The organism is Bradyrhizobium sp. Leo170 (genome assembly GCF_004296405.1).
Classification (GTDB): domain Bacteria; phylum Pseudomonadota; class Alphaproteobacteria; order Rhizobiales; family Xanthobacteraceae; genus Bradyrhizobium.
This window is the reverse complement of record NZ_PSRR01000135.1, coordinates 1-20,019: the sequence shown is the minus strand read 5'-3', so window position 1 is coordinate 20,019 and position 20,019 is coordinate 1. Positions and strand designations below refer to the sequence as shown.

Annotated in this window: 21 protein-coding genes; 8 read left to right on the top strand and 13 right to left on the bottom strand. The window is 62.9% G+C overall.

Annotated elements, in window-relative coordinates; genetic code table 11:
- Positions 1–38 precede the first annotated feature (38 nt).
- Complete coding sequence (locus tag CWO89_RS22210; RefSeq protein ID WP_207234537.1) at positions 39–386, bottom strand: DUF3307 domain-containing protein; 348 nt, start codon at positions 384–386, stop codon at positions 39–41.
- 597 nt (positions 387–983) lie between these two features.
- Positions 984–1,721 (bottom strand): Crp/Fnr family transcriptional regulator, encoded by a 738-nt coding sequence (locus CWO89_RS22205; RefSeq protein WP_130580879.1) that lies wholly within the window; start codon positions 1,719–1,721, stop codon positions 984–986.
- Positions 1,722–1,936: 215 nt separating this feature from the next.
- Between CWO89_RS22205 and CWO89_RS22200 the strand changes: the two genes are divergently transcribed.
- On the top strand, positions 1,937–2,116 hold the full coding sequence (locus CWO89_RS22200; protein ID WP_130580878.1) for a hypothetical protein: 180 nt from the start codon (positions 1,937–1,939) through the stop codon (positions 2,114–2,116).
- Between the two features lie 66 nt (positions 2,117–2,182).
- Here the strand turns inward: CWO89_RS22200 and CWO89_RS22195 are convergent, their stop codons facing one another.
- Positions 2,183–2,389 (bottom strand): hypothetical protein, encoded by a 207-nt coding sequence (locus CWO89_RS22195; RefSeq protein ID WP_130580877.1) that lies wholly within the window; start codon positions 2,387–2,389, stop codon positions 2,183–2,185.
- A gap of 242 nt (positions 2,390–2,631) precedes the next feature.
- Between CWO89_RS22195 and CWO89_RS22190 the strand changes: the two genes are divergently transcribed.
- Positions 2,632–2,841 carry a hypothetical protein gene (locus tag CWO89_RS22190; RefSeq protein WP_130580876.1) on the top strand — a complete coding sequence of 70 codons (210 nt, stop codon included), beginning with the start codon at positions 2,632–2,634 and terminating at the stop codon, positions 2,839–2,841.
- A gap of 16 nt (positions 2,842–2,857) precedes the next feature.
- Positions 2,858–3,073 (top strand): hypothetical protein, encoded by a 216-nt coding sequence (locus CWO89_RS22185; RefSeq protein ID WP_130580875.1) that lies wholly within the window; start codon positions 2,858–2,860, stop codon positions 3,071–3,073.
- A gap of 41 nt (positions 3,074–3,114) precedes the next feature.
- Here the strand turns inward: CWO89_RS22185 and CWO89_RS22180 are convergent, their stop codons facing one another.
- Positions 3,115–4,014, bottom strand: coding sequence for a DUF6537 domain-containing protein (locus CWO89_RS22180; RefSeq protein ID WP_130580874.1), 900 nt, complete (start codon positions 4,012–4,014; stop codon positions 3,115–3,117).
- Positions 4,011–4,673: a Crp/Fnr family transcriptional regulator gene (locus CWO89_RS22175; protein WP_130580873.1), complete on the bottom strand. Its 663-nt coding sequence runs from the start codon at positions 4,671–4,673 to the stop codon at positions 4,011–4,013. Before CWO89_RS22175 ends, CWO89_RS22180 begins: the two co-directional genes overlap by 4 nt.
- 363 nt (positions 4,674–5,036) lie before the next feature.
- Between CWO89_RS22175 and CWO89_RS22170 the strand changes: the two genes are divergently transcribed.
- The 3 genes from CWO89_RS22170 (at position 5,037) to CWO89_RS22160 (ending at position 7,786) form a co-directional block, all read left to right on the top strand.
- Positions 5,037–5,822, top strand: a complete 786-nt coding sequence (locus CWO89_RS22170) for an enoyl-CoA hydratase/isomerase family protein (protein WP_130580872.1) — start codon at positions 5,037–5,039, stop codon at positions 5,820–5,822.
- Between the two features lie 28 nt (positions 5,823–5,850).
- Positions 5,851–7,194 carry an ankyrin repeat domain-containing protein gene (locus CWO89_RS22165; RefSeq protein WP_130580871.1) on the top strand — a complete coding sequence of 448 codons (1,344 nt, stop codon included), beginning with the start codon at positions 5,851–5,853 and terminating at the stop codon, positions 7,192–7,194.
- 187 nt (positions 7,195–7,381) lie between these two features.
- The gene (locus CWO89_RS22160) at positions 7,382–7,786 is read left to right on the top strand and encodes a hypothetical protein (protein ID WP_130580881.1); all 405 of its coding nucleotides are present in this window, start codon (positions 7,382–7,384) and stop codon (positions 7,784–7,786) included.
- Between the two features lie 29 nt (positions 7,787–7,815).
- On the opposite strand, the gene CWO89_RS22155 is transcribed toward CWO89_RS22160, so the two are convergent.
- The 8 genes from CWO89_RS22155 to CWO89_RS22120 all read right to left on the bottom strand — a co-directional run bounded on the left by CWO89_RS22155 (position 7,816) and on the right by CWO89_RS22120 (position 16,987).
- Positions 7,816–8,529 carry a nitroreductase gene (locus CWO89_RS22155; RefSeq protein ID WP_130580870.1) on the bottom strand — a complete coding sequence of 238 codons (714 nt, stop codon included), beginning with the start codon at positions 8,527–8,529 and terminating at the stop codon, positions 7,816–7,818.
- Positions 8,530–8,531: 2 nt separating this feature from the next.
- Entirely contained in the window at positions 8,532–9,776 is a 1,245-nt protein-coding gene (locus CWO89_RS22150) for an acyl-CoA dehydrogenase (RefSeq protein ID WP_130580869.1), read from the bottom strand.
- Between the two features lie 133 nt (positions 9,777–9,909).
- Complete coding sequence (locus CWO89_RS22145; RefSeq protein WP_130580868.1) at positions 9,910–11,154, bottom strand: acyl-CoA dehydrogenase; 1,245 nt, start codon at positions 11,152–11,154, stop codon at positions 9,910–9,912.
- A gap of 129 nt (positions 11,155–11,283) precedes the next feature.
- Complete coding sequence (locus tag CWO89_RS22140) at positions 11,284–12,411, bottom strand: acyl-CoA dehydrogenase family protein (RefSeq protein WP_130580867.1); 1,128 nt, start codon at positions 12,409–12,411, stop codon at positions 11,284–11,286.
- 163 nt (positions 12,412–12,574) lie between these two features.
- The gene (locus tag CWO89_RS22135) at positions 12,575–14,449 is read right to left on the bottom strand and encodes an AMP-binding protein (protein WP_130580866.1); all 1,875 of its coding nucleotides are present in this window, start codon (positions 14,447–14,449) and stop codon (positions 12,575–12,577) included.
- Between the two features lie 43 nt (positions 14,450–14,492).
- Positions 14,493–15,299 (bottom strand): enoyl-CoA hydratase/isomerase family protein, encoded by an 807-nt coding sequence (locus CWO89_RS22130; protein ID WP_130580865.1) that lies wholly within the window; start codon positions 15,297–15,299, stop codon positions 14,493–14,495.
- A 181-nt stretch (positions 15,300–15,480) separates the two neighbouring features.
- Entirely contained in the window at positions 15,481–16,239 is a 759-nt protein-coding gene (locus CWO89_RS22125) for an SDR family NAD(P)-dependent oxidoreductase (RefSeq protein WP_130580864.1), read from the bottom strand.
- 82 nt (positions 16,240–16,321) lie between these two features.
- Complete coding sequence (locus CWO89_RS22120) at positions 16,322–16,987, bottom strand: TetR family transcriptional regulator (RefSeq protein WP_130580863.1); 666 nt, start codon at positions 16,985–16,987, stop codon at positions 16,322–16,324.
- A 147-nt stretch (positions 16,988–17,134) separates the two neighbouring features.
- On the opposite strand from CWO89_RS22120, the gene CWO89_RS22115 reads away from it, so the two are divergent.
- Together CWO89_RS22115 and CWO89_RS22110 are read left to right on the top strand one after the other, a co-directional pair.
- Positions 17,135–18,307: an acetyl-CoA C-acetyltransferase gene (locus CWO89_RS22115; protein WP_130580862.1), complete on the top strand. Its 1,173-nt coding sequence runs from the start codon at positions 17,135–17,137 to the stop codon at positions 18,305–18,307.
- A 130-nt stretch (positions 18,308–18,437) separates the two neighbouring features.
- Positions 18,438–19,979 carry an acyl-CoA synthetase gene (locus CWO89_RS22110; protein ID WP_130580861.1) on the top strand — a complete coding sequence of 514 codons (1,542 nt, stop codon included), beginning with the start codon at positions 18,438–18,440 and terminating at the stop codon, positions 19,977–19,979.
- Positions 19,980–20,019 lie beyond the last annotated feature (40 nt).

Genomic DNA, 20,019 nt, shown 5'->3' with positions numbered 1-20,019 from the left:
GCCGGCGCGCCCCGGAATGACGGGCCCAAGGACGCAACTCAGTTCACGGCCATGAAGATCGAAAGGCCGAAGCCCGTCAGGTGATGCAACGCCTGATCGACGCCGATCAGCGACCAGAACCACGGGTGCTCGGTCGTGACGCCGAAGGTCGAGGTGGTGATTCCCTTGGCGCGATCCACCGCAAGGTGGATGAAGAAATCGATGAAGGCGACGAACCAGAATCTTGGCGCGATCACCAGGATCAGGAGCAACGAGGTCGCAAGGTGCACGAGACAATGCGCAAACAAAGGCAGCGCCCAGCCGATCTTCTGATCCTTGCCGATCGCCATCCAGGAATTCTGCAGAAAGAAATCCGCCACGATGTGCTTGGCGGTTAGCAGCAACATCCATCCTACCAGCGCTGCAACCGGGACCGACGACGACATGGATGGAAACGACAAAGCTGACGCCCTTCGCTGCGACTGATGGAAAATGATGGAGAGAAACCGGACCTGGGCGTCAGCGCAACTTCTTCTTAAACCCGCAATATTCAAAACTTGCGGCCATTTATGGCATCTCCCGCGCCCGAATGCACCTCTCGGTCCTCCGAAATTCATATGGTGTGGCCCTACGGCGATAGTGCTGCGGCATCGCCGCGCAGGCCACAAAGGTTAACAGTCGACGGCCATCTGTAGTCGGGACAAAGCCGGACATCGTTCAGGCCCGCAGCATCGCTCGCCCAACATGATCGCGACCTCCTGAACGACGGAGTTGCGTTGCAGCAAAAAAAATCTCGCAAAAACAAATAGATAAATACTCCAAACAGAGCAAGCGAAACAGGCGTTTCAAGAAGATTTTGCGAGGTCACGCGAACCGCCCCCCGCCTCGCCGTGCAGCGACCGGCTGCCGGGTCTGAGCGCCGCCATTCCCGGGCTCGGCCACCAGTACACCCGCCTCCAGGCGTCCGTGATACGAAGCGTCAAGCGATCACCGACCGGGCGGCATCATTCGGTGGCATCGAGCTGACGGCCTTCGCGCTCCATGTGCAGATAGTTGGCGTTGAACAGGCCGGCATTCATCAGGCGCCGAAGATCCGGCACGACAAGCGTCTTGCCTTTCAAGACGATTAGGTTCGCCGAACGCAATTCCTGCAGGGTGCGGTTGACATGCACCTTGGACAGCCCGCTGGCGTCGGCGAGATCAGCCTGCGTCAAGGGGAAGTCGCAACCGTCGCCGTTGGTGAGACCGGCAAGACGTAGGCGGAAGAACAGCTCGCACAAAAGATGCGCCATGCGCTCCAGCGCCGTGCGCTGACCCAGGTTCAACGTCCATTCGCGCTGGATCGCGGCATCGACCAGGCTTTCCCACCAGAGCGCCGTCACGATGCGCGGATATCCGACGCTGATCTCCTCGAAGAAATCGCGCGACAGGTCGGCGATGGTGCAGTCCGTGATCGAGCCGATCGAATGATCCATCTCGCGCAGGATGAAGACGTTGAGATCGCAGCTATCGCCCGGCAGGAAAAAGGACACCACCTGCCGTCGCCCATCCTCCAACTGCTTGTAGCGGCATGCCCAGCCGGCAACGACCAATTGCACGTCCTTGGGCCTCTCGCCCTCGCGCACGATATCGACCCGGGGACCGAACTTGCGCAGCCGTTCCGATGCCGCGCGGGTGAGGCACGCGCGATCGGCCGACGACAGCCGCACAAACTGCTCAAGCTTACGAACGAGTGGACTCAAAGGGACAGTCTCCCCGCTAATAAGTCGAGTAAGGATAGGACCGATTTCAATAACCTATGTTATTCACTCTCAAGTAGCTAATTATATATCATACTCTATCAGGTTGCGAGTAGTGACGCCTAAAATGCGAGTTTCTTCAAGGACCCCAGCACATGTTAATGCGCAGGCGGAACCCTGTCTGTGACGATCGGCGGGGGTGCAGTCGGGGAAATGTGATGCAGGAATACCGGGCCTATCTGTTGGGAATCGACGGCCACATTCGCGAGCGGATGGAGCTGGAAAGCGAGACGGACGAGGAGGCGGTCGCCAGGGCACGCCAGCACTTCAATGGCGGTACGATCGAGGTCTGGCAGGGGGTGCGTATCGTCGCCAAACTGGACGATGGCTCCGAATGAGTGGACGCACTCGCATCAAGCCGTTGTGAAGCGCCGCGCCGCAAGAAACCCAACGCGAGTTCGTTCCTATCCCGTCGGCGCGTCGCCGCTGTCGTCAGCACCCATGCCCGAACCCGGCGTCTTGTTGTCCTCGGTGAGCTTGGGATCGCGGGTCGCTTCCTTCGAAACCGAATGCTTCGGATCCGTCTTGTGCACGGTCTGAGCGCGCCGCTTGTCGGCAGGCTGCTCTTCGCCCTTGTTGTCCCTGACGATGCCTTGGCTCGAACGTGTCATGGGCTATTTCCCTGGGCTGCTTCCCTGATGCCTCGACGGCCCCGGCGACCTCTTTCGCCGGGGCCTGTCATCGGAGTGCTTCCGCCATCCTCCGGGGACGGATAGCGGAAGCAACAGGCTTACGTCCGGCCGCGACAAACGTTCCAGTCGCCGAAGATTTGCATCTTTGGTTTGATCAGCTTTCATAGGTTAAGGACGCTGTCGAGGCGTCAGACTAGCTTCGCTTCCAGATCGGAGGCGGCATGAAGAAGAAGCGAAACAGATCGCGGCCGACCGAGCCATTCGAGGTCCGTTTGCAGAAATTCGCCCGTGATGCCCGCGCCGCCGCGCGCCGGTTGCCGCTTGGCCGCGAGCGCGATGCGTTAATGAAGAAAGCCAGGCAGACCGAGAATGTACTCGATGTCAGCGCCATGCTGGCCGTCCGCCATGCCGATGCGGCCAATGAGAGGTGAGATCAGGGAGGGGCAAATGATCGAGGGCAAATTTGATTCGAAGACCTTGGCAATTATGAACGCCGCCTTGGATCGGATCTGTGAGCAAACGCAGCATGGCGAACGGCACTCGGTTCGCAAGAGAATCGCCAGACGGATCATCAGATCCGCCGAGGGCGGCAAGACCACGCTGACGGACCTGATCGCCGCGGGCGAGCGAGCGCTCAGCAATCTGGCTCCCGCCGCGAAATAACGGCTTTCGCAGGAACGCTATCCACTTTTCCGGATCATGCTCTAGCCGGCCGTGGCACTGGCTCCGGCAGGCACTCGGGCGCGGATTTCCGCGATCTTGCGCTTCAGCGCCGCCTGCCGCGGATCGGGCATCGCTGCCGCGCGTGCCTCTGCAATGGCCCCGGCGAGATCAGGCAAGGCGAGCGTGCCATCGAAGGTCGGTTTGGCAAGGTCGTCGATGATCGTGTGCCAGTCGGCGAGCCCGTGGCGGTAGCTCGCGCCATAGCCTTCGATCATCGTCGCCGTCCGGATGACCGCGAGAGCAGCGGCGGGCTGCTTGGCCAGGCTGCGGTTGATCATGTGCAGCCAGCGCTCCACCCAGACCCGCTCCTTGGCGTAGCGAATCGAGAACAGGCGCCAGCGCTTAAGGCCGGCCTCGAGCTTCAGGCGACGGACGCTGAAGCGGTTTTTGGTGGAGAATTTGACCTTGACCGTCCTTCGTGCCCAGCCCTGCCACTCCAAAATATCGAGCACCGGCGCGGCGACCGCGGCAGGCAGAGCATCAACCAACTCGTCGAATCGGAATCTCCTGATATCCACCGATCCAGCCCGCGCACCCTTCTGCTCGAGCTCGAGCAGTTTCAATTGCGCGATCCGGATCGGATCCTCATAGGCCATGCGCTCCATCATCAACTGCGCGATCTCGGCGAGCATCACCTCGTCGACGTCGCGCCTGCCGACGAAGCGCCGCAAGCGGTCGACATAGAGCTGGGCGTAGCCGGCGCTCTGATAGTCGATCAGGAGGTGGATGGCATCGCTCGCGACGGCTGCGACGCTCTCCGGCAATCCCTCGGGAAGCACCGGCGGTGTGCTGTCCTCGTCGCCGAGGAAATCGGCGAACAGATAACGCAACGAGGACAGGATGCCGTCGTCGTCCGCCACGGTTGCACTCTCGCTCGTCATGCCGGCTTCGGCTCTACCGCCGCCACCTGCTGGGCCAGCCGCTGCTCCAGCGTATCGATATTCTGGAACAGCCGCGCGCTGGCAAGCCTGAGGAAGTAGAAGCCGAAGGCCGGGTTCTGCACATAGAGCTGCTCGACCTGGTCGTAGCTTACCGAAAGGATAACGCCGCCCTGGACGCATTCCAGCGTTTGCGTGCGGACGTTGGACGGTGACAGCATGCCGAGCTCGCCGACAATGGCGCCGACCGGCAGCTCGATTCCGGACTCGACCAGGCGGAAGCGGCCGCTGACGATGTAGAACATGCTGTCGGCCTTCTCGTCCTTGTAGAACAGGACTTCGCCAGCGCCGCATTTGCGCTCGGTCATGAACGGCTTCAGCCATTCCATCGAGAGATCGCTGTTGACGGATTTCCTGACGTCGCGGACGAGCTGCAGCATCTGGTGCAGGCGATAGGTATTGACCAGCAGCATGACTATCTGGACCAGAATGACCAGATAATTATGGATCGGGATGGCCGTGATGATCAGGACAATGTTTGCGAGAATGCCGAAAACGCGCAAGGGAATCATTGTCCGCATCGTGGTGGTCGCGATCACGAAGATCGACGCGAACAAGGTGCCGGCAGTCCCTGCGTGCTGAACAAGATGTGAGGTATCCATAGGAAACCAACCAATTTCTAAGCATTGAATGTCGCCGCGATTTCATAATCCGGGGCCGCCCCGCACGGCAGCCTCTCCCTGATATACGGGAAATGTCGCTCTTTTGTTCGCGAATCTCACGACTTTGTCAGGCCAATCAGGCGCCGGCCAGGGCGCCTGGCATGCCCAGACGGGTGAGACCGAGGTGGAATGCAGCCATTTGCCAGTCGTCATTGACGGGCTGGGCAAGGAAAGGCACCTTCCGGCAACCGGTGTGGATTAGCACGTCCGCGAAGCAGCCAACAGGCCCGGACTCGCCGCGACGTCGACGCCAAGACCGACGCCAAACCGGCGCGAGCTGGAGAACCAACAATGGAGCGAACCATGTCTGACGCGGCAGAGACCGCAACCCCGCCGCAGCTCGAGATTTCGGGCCCTCGCGCCACCATCCGCCTCAACCGTCCGAAGCACATGAACCGGCTGCAGGCGGAAGATCTCGTCGAGCTGGTGAGACTGTTCGACCGCGTCGAGGCAGATCCCGCCGTCCGCGTGCTGGTACTGACCGGCACTGGCCGCGCCTTTTCCGCCGGCTACGATCTCAATTCGGTGGCGGCGCGCGCTGGCGCTGCCGGCGACGAGCCGAGCACGGGTTCCGCGTTCGAGGGCGTGGCAAACCGGCTCGAAGATCTGCACGTGCCCACGATCTGCCGGCTCAACGGCGGCGTCTATGGCGGCTCGACCGATCTGGCGCTCGCCTGCGATTTCCGCATCGGCGTCGACACCGCGGAGATGTTCATGCCGGCCGCAAAGCTCGGCCTGCATTATTACCCGAGCGGGATCAGGCGTTACGTGTCGCGGCTTGGCGTCAACAATGCCAAGATGCTGTTCCTGACGGGACGGAAGATCGGCGCGCCGGAGATGCTGCAGATCGGCTATCTCACCGCCATGGTGCCCGAGAGCGAGCTGGACCAGGAGGTCGACCGGCTCGCGAGCCTGCTCGCCGCCAATGCACCTCGCGCCATGGCCGGCATGAAGCGCGCCATCAATGAGTTCGCTCACGGCGAGTTCGACAAGGAAGCCGCCGACGCCCGTCATCGCGAGAGCCTGCGCGGAACGGAGATCAAGGAAGGCATCAAGGCGCGCGCCGAGAAACGGCCGGCGAAATTCTGACCGCCGGCTGGCCGATCTCGAGAGGTATGTGGAAGTGCAACCCGATTCGCCGAACGAGCGCGCCGACCGCGTCCTGCATTGGCTTGGGCTGATCTACTCCGGCGACGTCAGTGGCAGCATGAATGCCGCCAATCCACGCGTCGCGCTCCGGATCCGCGCCGAAAGCCCCGACCTCGCAGCCGGCGATCCCTATCTGTCATGCGCGATTGGCGATGAAAATGCGCTGCGACTAGCCACGCAGGCCGATCCCTCCTGGCTCAACCGTCCCGGCGGCCCGCTCCGATTGCCGCCGCTGTTCGCAGTCGTTCATTCGGCGCTGCTTCGCGTAGCTGAATTTCGCGAACGGCTGCACGAGAGCGCGAAATTTCTGATCGCTGCGGGCGCGGACGTCAATCAGCGGATCTACAGCCGCTGGCCGCCGGGTTCTTTGAGCAATCCGGACGAGCGCTGTCCCTTGTCAACGCTCTATGGCGCCGCCGGAACCAACCGCGATGCCGCGCTGACGAAGCTGCTGCTCGAAGCCGGCGCCGACCCGAACGACGGCGAATCGCTCTACCACTCGCTCGAGAATCCCGATTGCACCCGCCTCTTGCTGGAGCATGGCGCTCGCATCGCAGAGACGAACGCGATCTACAGATCGCTCGACCTCGAAGATGCGGCGCCGCTCAAGCTGCTACTGCAGCATGGCGGCGATCCAAACGAGCCAGCGCGAAATCCGCCGCTGAGTGATTGGGGATCGCCACTATTGTGGGCGATCAGGCGCAGGCGCTCGATCCAGCACGTCGAGGCCCTGCTGGAGGCGGGCGCCGACCCATCGAGGATGACCCCAGCCGGCGTCGATGCCTACAGGCTGGCGCTGCAGTTTGGGCTTGTGGAGGTCGCCGAACTGCTGCGCGGCCGCATCAGCGCGCAGCCGATCTCCGACGAAGAGCGTTTCGTGGCGGCTTGCGCGCGCGGCGACGAGCGCGAAGCCCGCGCGATCGGCGCAAGGCGTCCCGACCTGCCTGCGTCACTGCCCGAGGCGCAACTGCGATTGCTACCGGACATCGTGGCGGAAGGCGGAAGCGAAGGCGCACGACTCATGGTCCGGCTCGGCTGGCCAATCTCCGTGCGCGGCGGCGACTGGAATGCATCCGCACTCAATCTCGCCGTCTTCCGTGGTGATGCGGAATTGACGCGCTTCCTGCTCGAACACGGAGCGAAATGGACGGAAGAGCACGGCGCTTTGGCGATCATGTCTGCGGCTCGCTGTCATGGGCGTCCTGCAACCAGCCGGTCGAGGGCGGTGACTGGGTCGGCTGCGCCCGGGCACTGCTTGAACATGGCCTGCCGCGCGCTGTGCCAATTCCCGGAGATTCCGAACATGTCTTGATCGCGGGGGTCAAGAAGACGTTCTCCGAGGAGGTGATCGCGGAACTGCTTGGTCACCACACCTGACGTCCGGTGCGCAGCTCCTTCACCGGATTCGCCCGGAGCAGGAGGTTAACCAAGTTTTAGCGCTAGCCATGTCGATGATCCCTGCTGGGGCACTTGTGAACACCGAGGGAGAAAGTTCCTCCATGCTCAGAAACGGTACCTATGCGGCGTGGTTCAAGACCCCGCTGGGCCAAGGCACCGGCATCGCCCATGTCGAAGACGGCAGGATCTGGGGTCATGACAGCATCACGACCTATAGCGGCTCCTGCGAAATCGACGGGGATCGCTTCACCGCCACATTATCGGTCAAGAGACACACCGAAGGACATGCAACCGTCTTCGGCGCCGATGACCTTACGCTTCGGCTTGAAGGAACGTGCGCCGACAAGTTGGGGCGTTACACAGCGACCGCGGAGCAGGTGCCTGGGGTACTCCTTGAAGGAACGCTGATTCTCAGCGAACCACAGCCGCCCGCACCGGAGCCGGTCGGGCCGACACCAAAATTCGACCCTGACAAGCTGCCGAAAATTCCACCGCGCACCCGCTGATCGGTCGCCCGATCACCTGCGTCGACGGATTACTCGTCCAAGAACGTCACGGCATCCGCAACGGTCGCCCTTGAGGTCCGATAGCTGTTCACCTTGTGGCCATGATCGGCGTAGCCGAAGGAGATGCCGCAGACGACGCGGCGGTCGTCGGGCAGATTGAAGTGACGGCGGATCAGGCCGGAATGGCGGGCGAGCGCGGCCTGCGGGATGGTGCCGAGCCCGAGCGCTTGGGCGGCCAGCATGAAATTAGAGACATAGGCGCCGCAATCGATCGCACCATAAATGCCGAGCGGCTCGTTGGTGTGGATAACAGCGACATGCGGCGCGCCGAAGAAATTGTAGTTCTCCAGCGCCTGCTTTGCGTACGCGGCCTTGTCGCCTCTGATAATGCCGAGCGTGTTGTAGAGCTGGAAGCCGCTTTCGCGGCGCCGCTCCAGATAAACCCCGACATATTCGCGCGGCGGCGCGAAGTCATGGTCGTCCTTGGTGCCGGAAGCCGCCTCGGCATAGATCAATTTGCGGAAGCGTTCCTTGGCCTCGCCGCTCGCGATCAGGACCTGCCAGGGCTGGCTGTTGCACCAGGACGCGGTGCGCTGCGCCACGTTGAGCACATGCTCGATGATCTCCCGCGGCACTTCGCGCGGCAGGAAGGCGCGCACGGAGTAGCGCTCGTTCAGCAGCTCCTCGAGCACGCCGATGCGATCTTCGGTCGTGTAACGCGGGCTCGGCGTTTTCGCATCCATGGTCAGCGTCCTTTGGTTGGGATCTTGTTGAACGGCACGTCCTTGTCGACGCGGATATCGCCGGGCAGGCCAAGCACGCGTTCAGCGATGATGTTGCGGAGGATTTCATCGGTGCCGCCGGCGATCCGCATCGATGGCGAGGTGAGCAGCATCTGCTGGAACTGGCCGTTCGCGACTTCCTCCGAAGCGCCCGTGAGCGCGCCGGCGGCGCCTTCCAGATCCATCGCGTAAGTCGCGATGTCCTGCAGCATCGAGCCCGCGACGAGCTTGCCGATCGAGTTCTCCGGCCCGGGCCGCTCGCCCTTGGAGAGCGAGGAGATCGCGCGGTAGCTGGTGTATTTCAGTCCGCTTGCCTTCACGGCCCAGCTCGCAAGCTTCGAGCGCACGGCGGGATCGTCGATCGCGAGCCCGTCGTCCGTCATCAAATTGGAGCAGAACTCGAACATTTCGGGGAAGCCGGTTGCCAGCCGCGCGCCGATCGACATGCGTTCGTTCATCAAGGTGGTCAGCGAGACGTTCCAGCCGTCGCCGACTGCGCCAAGCCGCTGGCTGTCCGGGATCACCACATCGGTGAAATAGACCTCATTGAACTCCTGCATGCCGTTGGCCTGCTTGATCGGGCGCACTTCGACGCCTTTGCTCTTCATGTCCAGGAAGAACATGGTGAGCCCCTTGTGCTTTGGCACGTTGGGATCGGTGCGCGTGATCAAAAGCCCGTAATCGGAATAATGCGCGCCGGAGGTCCAGATCTTCTGGCCGTTAATGATCCAGTTGTCGCCCTGCTTTTCCGCACGCGTGCGAAGCCCTGCGACGTCGGAGCCGCCGGCCGGTTCGGAGAAGAGCTGGCACCAGATCTCTTCGCCCGACGCAAGCTTCGGCAGATAGCGGCGCTTATGCTCCTCGCTGCCATAGGCCATCACGGTCGGCCCGCACATGCCCTCGCCGATCTGGAACGGCTGGGTCAATTTGCCGTAGATGCCCTCTTCCTGCTGCCAGATCACGCGCTCGATCGGGGTCGCGCCGCGGCCGCCATATTCCTTCGGCCAGTGCAGGCAGGCCCAGCCGGCCTCGGCCTTCTTCTTCTGCCAGGCCTTGCCGACATCGACGATCTCGGCCTTCTCCAGCCGAATGCGGCCGAGCGAGGATTTCGACAGCTCCGCCTCATATTCCTTGGGCGCATTGGCCTCGACCCATTTGCGCGCCTCGGCGCGGAAGGCGGCTTCCTGCGGGGTGTCGTCGAAATTCATTGGCGCTTCCTTTGTTCTTGTCATTCCGGGGCACGCGAAGCGTGAACTATGATGTGCAATTGCACATCGGAGAATCTCGACCCACAACCTCCGGATTCCGGGTTCGCCGCTGCGCGGCGCCCCGGAATAACGGCTAGGCTCTTCCCTTGGTCGGGATCTGGTTGAACGGCACGTCCTTGTCGACCCTGATGTCGCCGGGCAGTCCCAGCACGCGTTCGGCGATGATGTTGCGCATGATCTCGTCGGTGCCCCCTTCGACGCGGGTGCCGGGCGCACGCAGCAGCATCGCCTGGAACCTGCCGGCGAGTTCCGCGTCTGGCCCGCTCAGCACGCCGGCGGCGCCCTGCAGGTCGAGCGCGTACATCGCGACTTCCTGGATCATCGATCCCGCCACCAGCTTGCCGATGGAATTCTCCGGACCCGGCCGCTCGCCCTTCGACAGCGCCGAGATCGCGCGCATGCTGGTGTATTTCAGCCCGCTCGCCTTGACCGCATAGTTGGCAAGCCGCGAGCGAACGCTGCGGTCTTCGATCGCGGGGCCATCCTCCAGCATCAGGTTATTGCAGAACTCGAACAGCTCAGGGAAACCAGTCGCGACACCGGCGCCGATCGACATGCGCTCATTCATCAGCGTGGTCAGCGAGACGTTCCAGCCGTCATTGATCTCGCCGAGCCGCTGATGATCGGGAATCCTGACGTCGGTGAAATAGACCTCGTTGAAGTCGGACTGCCCGCTCGCCTGCTTGATCGGCCTAACTTCGACGCCCGGGCTCTTCATGTCCAGGAAGAACATCGTCAGGCCCTTGTGCTTGGGCACCGTCGGATCGGTGCGGGTCAGCAGGATGCCGTAGTCGGAATAGTGCGCGCCCGATGTCCAGATCTTCTGGCCGTTGACGATCCACTCGTCGCCTTTTTTCTCCGCGCGGGTACGAAGCCCCGCAACATCGGAGCCGCCGGCGGGTTCGGAGAAAAGCTGGCACCAGATCTTTTCGCCAGAGGCCAGCGGCGGCAGATAGTGGCGCTTATGCTCCTCGCGGGCGAACGCCATCATGGTCGGGCCGCACATGCCGTGGCCGATGATGAACATGGCGGAGAGCCTGCCGAACGGCCCCTCCTCCTGCTGCCAGATCACACGCTCGATCGGCGAGGCGCCACGGCCGCCATATTCCTTCGGCCAATGCAGGCAGGCCCAGCCGGCATCCGCCTTCTTCTTCTGCCAGGCCTTTGCGACCTCGAGGATGTTGGCATTCTTGAGCTGGGTGCGGCCGAGCGAGGATTTGCGCAGCTCGTCCTCATATTGCTTCGGCGCGTTCGCCGCGATCCAGGCTCTTGCCTCGGCGCGGAACGCAGCTTCCTGCGGGGTGTCGTCGAAGTTCATGGACGTCGTCCTTTTTTGACCCGTCATTCCGGACGATCCGCGCTTCGCGGATCGATCCGGAATCCAGAGGTTAGTTACGTCGAGATTCCGGGTTCGCGCTTCGCGCGCCCCGGAATGACGAGCAAGAATTTACGCCGCGTTCTTCTTGCGCATGCGGTCGATCAGGGCATCCTCCCAATAAGAGAGGCTGCCGAGGCCGAGCGCAGTAGCATTGGCGCGGCGGTAGTACATGTGGCAGTCGAACTCCCAGGTGAATCCCATGCCGCCATGGACCTGGATGTTGTTCTTGGCGCAATGCTGGAACGCCTGCGTCGCGCTGATCCGCGCGGCGGCGGCCGCTTCCGGCAACTCCGCGGCATTGGTCGAGAGCGCCCAGGCGCCGTAATAGCAATTGGAGCGCGCCAAGGTCGCCGAGACATACATGTCGGCGAGGATGTGCTTGACTGCCTGGAACGAGCCGATCGGGCGGCCGAAAGCGATCCGATCGAGCGCGTAATCGCGGCCCATCTCCAGCGCGCGGTCGGCGCCGCCGACCTGCTCGAACGCCAAGAGCACCGCGGCGCGGTCGAGCACTTGCGTAATGATGCCCCAGCCTTCGCCGGTGGCGCCGAGCGGCTCAGCCTTGGCGTTGGTGAAGGTGATCTCGGCCTGGCCGCGGGTCAGATCGATGTTGGTCAATTCCTTGACATCGACGCCGCCGCCCTTGAGGTCGACCAGGAACAGCGAAATATCTGCATCGCGTCCCGTCGAGCCGGTGCGCGCGGCGACCACCGCGAAATCAGCGATAGCCCCATCCGGCACTGGCTTCTTGGTGCCGTTGAGCGCACCGCTAGATGCAGCGAGCTTGATTGCCTTTGGCGACGGACTGCCTTTGCCCTCGAACAGCGCCAGCGTGCCGATGGCTTCGCCCGCGGCGATCTTCGGTAGCCATTTCTGCTTCTGCGCATCGCTGCCGGCGAGCATCAACGCTTCGGCCGCGAGATAGACAGTCGAGGAGAACGGCACCGGCGCCAGCGCCCGGCCCATCTCTTCCGCGATCACGCAGAGCTCAAGATGGCCCGCGCCCGCGCCGCCGAACTGTTCGGGGATCGCAACGCCGAGGAAACCCATCTCGGCGAGGCCCTTCCAGAGGTCCTTGTCGTAGGCGGCCTTGCCATCGAGCACAGTGCGCACCGCTTTCGGCGGACATTGCTCGCTAAGGAATTTCCGCGCCTCGTCGCGCATCTGCTTCTGTTCGTCGGAGAAATCGAAATTCATGGCGTTTCACTCGGGTTGATGATGCGTGACAAGAGACTGTCATTCCGGGGCGCGCGTAAGCGCGAGCGCGGAATCCATCGCGCCGCGTGCGCAAGCGGAGAAATGGATTCCGGGCTCGATGCTATCGCATCGCCCCGGAATGACGAGGGGAGAGAGGTGATCTTCATTGCAGCACGATCACGTCTTTGCATGGTTGATCAGCATAGAGCCGCTCCACCAGCGCCGCGCGGCGCTCGAGGCCGGCGCGCTGGTTGATGTAGCCCTTGTCGGTGAGTTCGTTGCCGTCGATCGAGGGCGGCTCGACCATCAGCATCGCGCGCGAGATGCGCCGGCTGCTGGCGCCGGCGACGGAAGCATTGTGCGCCTCCAGTCCGCGCCTGAAACAGTCGATCACCTCCGGATGCTTCACCGCATCGTCGAAGGTTGCGTTGGGATCGCCCATGATCTGCCGGCAGGCATGAAGATTGGGCCAGGCGAGCAGGCCGATAAAGGGGCGATCCTGGCCGGCCACCAGCGCGTCGTGCACGACAGGCGTTGCGGCGGCGATCACATCGGTGCGGAGCGAGCCGACATGCACGAAGGTGCCGGTCGTGAGCTTGAAATCCTCGACCACGCGGCCGGCGAAGATGATGCCCTGCACGGGATCCTCGGGGTCGACGAACACGCCGGCATCGCCGATGCAGTAGAAGCCTTCCTCGTCGAACACCGATCTGGTGAGTTCGGGCTGGCCGAAATAGCCGGGCGTGACGTTGACGCCGCGCAGGCGCAATTCATACTTCGCGCCGCACGGCACCATCTTCAGCTCGACGCCAGGAAACGGCAGTCCGATCAGGCCGACGCGCTCGGTGTCCCAATAGGTGCCAGTCGAAGTCGGCGCGGTCTCAGTCGATCCCCATCCGGTATAGAACACGATGCGCTCACCGGTGGAGCGCACCGCCAGCGCCTGCATGCGGTCGTAGAGATCATCAGGCAGCCGCGCGCCGCCATAGGCCATCACGGAGAGATTCCGGAAGAAGCTGCGGCACAGCACATCGTCCTTTTCCATCGCGGCCGCCAGCGCGGCATAGCCGGCGGGGACGTTGGCGTAGTAGGTCGGCGAGATCTCGCGCAGGTTACGGATAGTCTCGTCGAACTGGCCCGGCATCGGCCGGCCGTCGTCGATATAGAGCGTGCCGCCGTCGATCAGCACCGGGTTGAACAGCGCGTTGCCGCCCATGGTGTGATTCCAGGGCATCCAGTCGAGATAGGTCGCCAGCGGACCATTGGAATCGCGCGGCCGCACCTGCATCATCATCGCGGCATTGGCGCACATCATCTCCTGGGTGTTGATGACGGCCTTCGGCATGCCGGTCGAGCCCGAGGTGAACAATAGCTTGCCGACCGTTTGCGGCGTGATCTGCGCGATCGAGGTTTCGACATCATCAGTGACGGGCGTTGCCGCAAGCTCGGCGAAGCTGACGCTCTTGATGCCGTCGCAAGGGCGCGCGACGTGGACGACGGTGACGCCATCAAGATCAAGCGCGCGCAGCGCCTTTTCGAAGGTCGGCCCGTCCTGCACCATGATCACGGCCGGCTTGACCAGGTCGAACAGATATTTGAGCTTGAGGTGATCCTGGCTCATCAGCGAATAGGCCGGCGATACCGGCGCCGCCGGCAGCCGCGCCTGCATCGCCGCCTGCGTCATCAGCGCGTGCTCAATCGAATTCCCTGATAGAATCGTGATCGGACGGCCGGGATCGAGCTTCAGATTGAGCAAGCCTTGCGTGAGCGCATCCACCGTGCGCTTGGCGTCGGCGTAGGACAGGTTGCGCCATTGCCGCTCCGGGCCGGTGCGCTGGGCGAGCCAGGTGCGATCCGGCGCCTGCTTCGCCCATTTCGCGAGCGACGCAGGAATATGTGTCTCATAAGGGCCGAGCGGAATGCGCGACTTCAGGACGATCGCGCCGTCGTCTCGCCGCTCGATCGCGATGTCGCGCGGCAGCCATTCGATCTTGCGAAAGCCCGGCTTTTCAAGCACCGCGGCTGCATTCCCATCCATTTTGCGTCTCCCGGAATTTCTTGTCCTTTGCGGATCTTTGTCGCTATCGCCTGATATACACAGGCTTTCGTTTTTCGAGAAAGGCCCTGATACCTTCTGCAAAATCTTCCGAACGGCTGCACAGGACCTGGTTGCGGTCCTCCATCGCGATCACCGATTCCAGCGAAGGCGCATCGACGCTCATGTTGAGGCATTCCTTCGAGAGGCGGAGACCCACTGGCGACGCCGTCAGCATCGCCTCGACATAAGGCTCGGCCGCCGCATCAAGCTCGCCCTCTTCGACCACCTCCGACACGAGACCGACCGCGAGCGCGCGCTCCGCGCCAATGAAGCGGCCGGTCAGGATCAGTTCAGACGCAACGGAAACGCCAACCAGGCGCGGCAGGAAATAGCTGGTGCCGATGTCGCAGCCACCGAGGCCGAGCTTGATGAAGGCGCAATTCATCCGCGCCGATTTGGCCGCAATCCGGATATCGGAAGCGAGCGCCAGCGCAAAGCCGCCACCGGCGGCCGCGCCCTGGATCAGCGCGATGATCGGCTGCGGGCAGCGCCGCATCAGCATCACGATATCAGCGATGCGCCGCTGCGAGTCCAGGGACTCGGTGACTCCAGGCGGCTCCTGCTGCCCGGCGCGACGCTGCATCGCGTGCTTGAGGTCAAGGCCGGCGCAGAAGTTCTGGCCGGCGCCCTTCAGCACCACGACACGGGTGTCGCGGTTGCGCTGCAGGCTTTGGAAGTAGACATTCAGCGCATCGATGAGCGAGGGATCGAGCGCGTTCAGGCTCTCGGGGCGATTGAGCGTCACCCAATCGACGCCGTCGTGATGTTCGATCAGAAGCGGTTGCGTCACGCTTAACTCCTGCCTCACCCGAACGCGATGCCAGTTACTGCGCCCTCTCCCCTTGTGGGAGAGGGCTGCACCGGCATTAGCGGTGCATTCGATACGGTGAGGGGTTGCCAGCCGGAGAGAACCCCTCATCCGTCGCGGATTTCATCCGCGCCACCTTCTCCCACAAGGGGAGAAGGGAAGCCTACCGTGGAGCCATGCGGATGGCGCCGTCGAGGCGGATGGTTTCGCCGTTGAGCATCGCGTTCTCGACGATATGCACGGCCAGCGCACCGTATTCATCGGGCTCGCCGAGGCGGGCCGGATGCGGCACCTGAGCGCCGAGGCTCTTGCGGGCTTCCTCGTTCAGACCCATCAGGAGGGGCGTGAAGAAGATGCCGGGCGCGATCGTGTTGACGCGGATCTTCAGGCTGGCGAGATCGCGCGCCGCCGGCAGGGTCAGGCCGACAATGCCGCCCTTCGAGGCGGAATACGCGATCTGGCCGATCTGGCCTTCATAGGCCGCGACCGAGGCGGTGTTGACGACGACGCCGCGCTCTTCGCCGATCGGCTGCGCCGTGGCGAGCCGCTCCGCGAACAGGCGCAGCACGTTGAAGGTGCCGATCAAATTGACATTGATGATGCGGGTGAACTTTTCCAGCGGATAGACGCCGTCCTTGCCGACGATGCGCTGTGAACCGCCGATGCCGGCGCAGTTCATCAGCACGCGCGCAATGCCATGCGCGGCCTCCGCCTTGGCGATCGCGGCCTTCACCTGCTCCTCGCTGGTGACATCGGCATGAAGCGCGACGCCCTTCACTTCCGCCGCGACATTTTCGGCGTTCTCCTTGTTCTGGTCGAGCACGCCGATCTTGGCGCCTTTGGCGGCCATGGCACGCGCGGTGGCGGCCCCGAGGCCAGAGCCACCGCCGGTGATGAGAACAGCAACGTCTTTCAACTGCATGTGGGATGCCTTTCCTTGGGTTGGGTTTCTAATTGGCGAATGGCGAATAGGGAGTAGCGAATAGGGGTTTGTTTTCCATTCGCTACTCGCTACTCGCTACTCGCTCGTTCAACATTCCGCCGAAGATCAGCGCTTCCATATGCTTGATGTATTCGCGGCAGACCTCGTCGGTGACCGGACCGACGCCGGTCGCGCGCGACATCGCGTGACGGCCGAAGAACAGGTGATCGCAGGCGCCGATCAGGCTGGTGTAGAACAGCACGGGATCGACCTCGCGGAACTTACCGGCTTGCACACCCTCATTGAGCAGGCGGCGATGGAAATCCAGCAGCGGCGCGACGAAGAACTTCGACACTTCGTCGGCGGCCTCAGGACTGCTCTCGTGCAGGAGATAATGGATCAGCCGGTTCATATAGGGGAACTGGTGATAGGCGCGGATGATGCCGCCGATGTGCAGGCGCAGCTTCGCGGTCGGCGAGATCGGCTGCGCCAGCAAATATTCGAGCTGCGACATCTCGGTTGCGGCATCGCGCGCGAGCAGCGCCAGCAATAGCCCGTCCTTGTTCCCGAAATGATATTTCACCAGCGCGGCGTTGACGCCGGACTTCTGGGCAATGTCGGACAGCGACACCTCGATCGAGGCGCGCTCGATCATCAATTCGCTCGCGGCGACCAATAGCTTCTCCGCCGTGGCGTTTCTGCCGGCCGGAAGGCGCGTTGGTATACTGGTATTTAGCTGTGCTGCCATCTTCCCTGCCGGAACACCCGCCGGGCAGATAACCCGATGCCGCGCCGCATCTCAAGAGTTAATTGATTGATTGACTAAATCCGTGACGGCCCTTTTAATCCCGCCATCTTTGAAACGCCCATCCAGAACACTCAGGGAGACTAAGACATGGCCGAGGCCTATATCGTCGCCGCCGCTCGCACCGCCGGCGGCCGCAAGGGGGGACGTCTTGCCGGCTGGCATCCGGCCGACCTGGCCGCGACCGTGCTGGACGCGCTGGTCGATCGTTCCGGCGTCGATCCCGCTTTGGTCGAGGACGTGATCATGGGCTGCGTGATGCAGGCCGGCGAGCAATCCAACAACATCGCGCGCAACGCGGTGATGGCCTCGAAGCTGCCGGAAAGCGTGCCCGGCACCTCGATCGACCGGCAGTGCGGTTCCTCGCAGCAGGCGCTGCACTTCGCCGCGCAGGCCGTGATGTCCGGCTCGATGGACATCGTGATCGCCGCCGGGGTGGAATCGATGACGCGGGTGCCGATGGGCCTTGCCTCGTCGCTGCCGCAGAAGAACGGTTTTGGCTACTACAAGAGCCCAAACATCGAGAAGCGCTATCCCAACATCATGTTCAGCCAGTTCACCGGCGCGGAGATGATGGCGGAGAAATACGGCCTCTCCAAAGACCAGCTCGATGAATATGCCTACGGCAGCCACCAGCGCGCGATTGCGGCCACGCAAGCCGGCCACTTCAAGGACGAGATCGTGCCGGTGCAGATCACCCGCGCCGACGGCACCACGGACACCCACCACATCGACGAAGGCATCCGCTTCGACGCCAGCCGCGAGGGCATCAAGGGCGTCAAGCTGATCGCCGAGAACGGCAAGCTGACCGCGGCGAGCTCGAGCCAGATCTGCGACGGCGCCTCCGGCGTGCTCGTCGTCAACGAGAAGGGGCTGAAGCAGCTCGGCGTCAAGCCAATGGCGCGCATCCACCACATGAGCATGCTGGGCCATGATCCCGTGATCATGCTTGAGGCGCCGCTGCCCGCCACCGAACGCGCGCTGAAGAAAGCCGGCATGACAATCGACGACATCGACCTGTTTGAGGTCAACGAAGCCTTCGCCTCGGTGCCGACAGCGTGGCTGAAGACCACCGGCGCCGATCCCGCCCGTCTCAACGTCAACGGCGGCGCGATCGCGCTCGGCCATCCGCTCGGCGGCTCCGGCACCAAATTGATGACCACGCTCATCAACGCGCTCGAGCAGCGCAACAAGCGCTACGGCCTGCAGACCATGTGCGAAGGCGGCGGCATGGCGAATGTGACGATTGTGGAACGACTCTAACAAACAAAACTAACAGCCAGTCAGCAAGGGGCGAATAGCGAGTAGCGAGTGGCGAATGGGGACAAACTGACCTTCCTCTATTCGCCACTCCCTATTCGCTATTCGCCCCTTCGCGTCTTGAGGAAACCCCATGACCCACCCCACCATCCACGCCCGCACGCATCCGGACAAGATCGCCTACCAGATGGCCGGAACCGGCAAGGCGATCAGCTATCGCGAGCTCGACGAGCTCTCCAACCAGGGCGCGCATCTGTTCCGTTCGCTCGGACTGAAGGCCGGCGACCACATCGCTTTCCTGATGGAGAACCGGCTCGCCTTCATGGAAATCTGCTGGGCGGCGCAGCGCGCGGGGCTCTATTACACCGCGATCAGCCGTTACCTGAAGCAGGACGAGATCGCCTATATCATCAGGGACTGCGGCGCCAAGGTCTTCATCACCTCGCCGAAATGTGCCGAGCAGGTGAAGGGGCTCATCAAGGGCGAGCTAGGCGAACCGTTGTGGTTCATGCTCGACGAGCCGCAGCCCGGCTTCCGCTCTTTCGACAAGGAAGCGGTCGTGCAGCCGACCACGCCGATTGCGGACGAGGTCGCCGGCTACGACATGCTCTATTCCTCCGGCACCACCGGCCGGCCCAAGGGCATCAAGAAGCAGTTCGAAGGTAACCCGATCGATGTGCCCAACCCGTTCCTGCGGGTGCTGTGCGCCGACATGTGCGGCATGAACGCGGACACCATCTATCTGTCGCCGGCGCCGCTCTATCACGCCGCTCCCCTGCGCTTCAACATGATGGCGATCGTGCTCGGCGGCACCTCGATCATCATGGAGTCGTTCGACGCGGAGGAATTCCTCAAGCTGGTCGAGAAGCACAAGGTGACGCAGTCGCAGCTCGTGCCGACCATGTTCGTGCGCATGCTGAAACTGGCGGATGAGGTGCGCACGCGCTACGCCGTCTCCTCGCTGAAGGGTGCGATCCATGCCGCCGCGCCTTGCCCGGTCGATGTCAAAGCCCAGATGATCGAGTGGTGGGGGCCGATCCTGATCGAGTATTACGCGGGCTCCGAGGGCAATGGCGTCACAGTGTCGACCTCGCAGCAATGGCTGGAGCACCGCGGCACGGTCGGCCGCGCTGTCGTCGGCAAGGTGAAGATCCTCGACGAGGACGACGAGGAGCTGCCGGTTGGCGAGATCGGCACGGTCTATTTCGCCGACGCGCCCGCGTTCACCTATCACAACGATCCCGAGAAGACGAAGCGCGCCTATAACGCGAAGGGCTGGTCGACGCTCGGCGATGTCGGCTATCTCGACAAGGAAGGCTTCCTCTATCTCACCGACCGCAAGAGCTACATGATCATCTCCGGCGGTGTGAACATCTATCCGCAGGAGACCGAGGATGTGCTGATCACGCATCCCGCTGTTTCCGACGTTGCGGTGTTCGGGGTGCCGAACGAGGAGATGGGCGAAGAGGTCAAGGCCGTGGTGCAGCCGCACGATATGACCGAGGCCGGCAAGGAACTCGAGGCCGAACTGATCCAGTTCTGCAAGTCGCGGCTATCTGCGATCAAATGCCCGCGCTCGATCGACTTCGAAGCCGAGCTGCCGCGCACGCCGACCGGCAAGCTGGTGAAGCGCCATCTCCGCGACCGCTATTGGCCGGCGCCGGCGAAGGCATAAGCCGTAGGGTGGGCAAAGCGCAGCGTGCCCACCTTTCTTG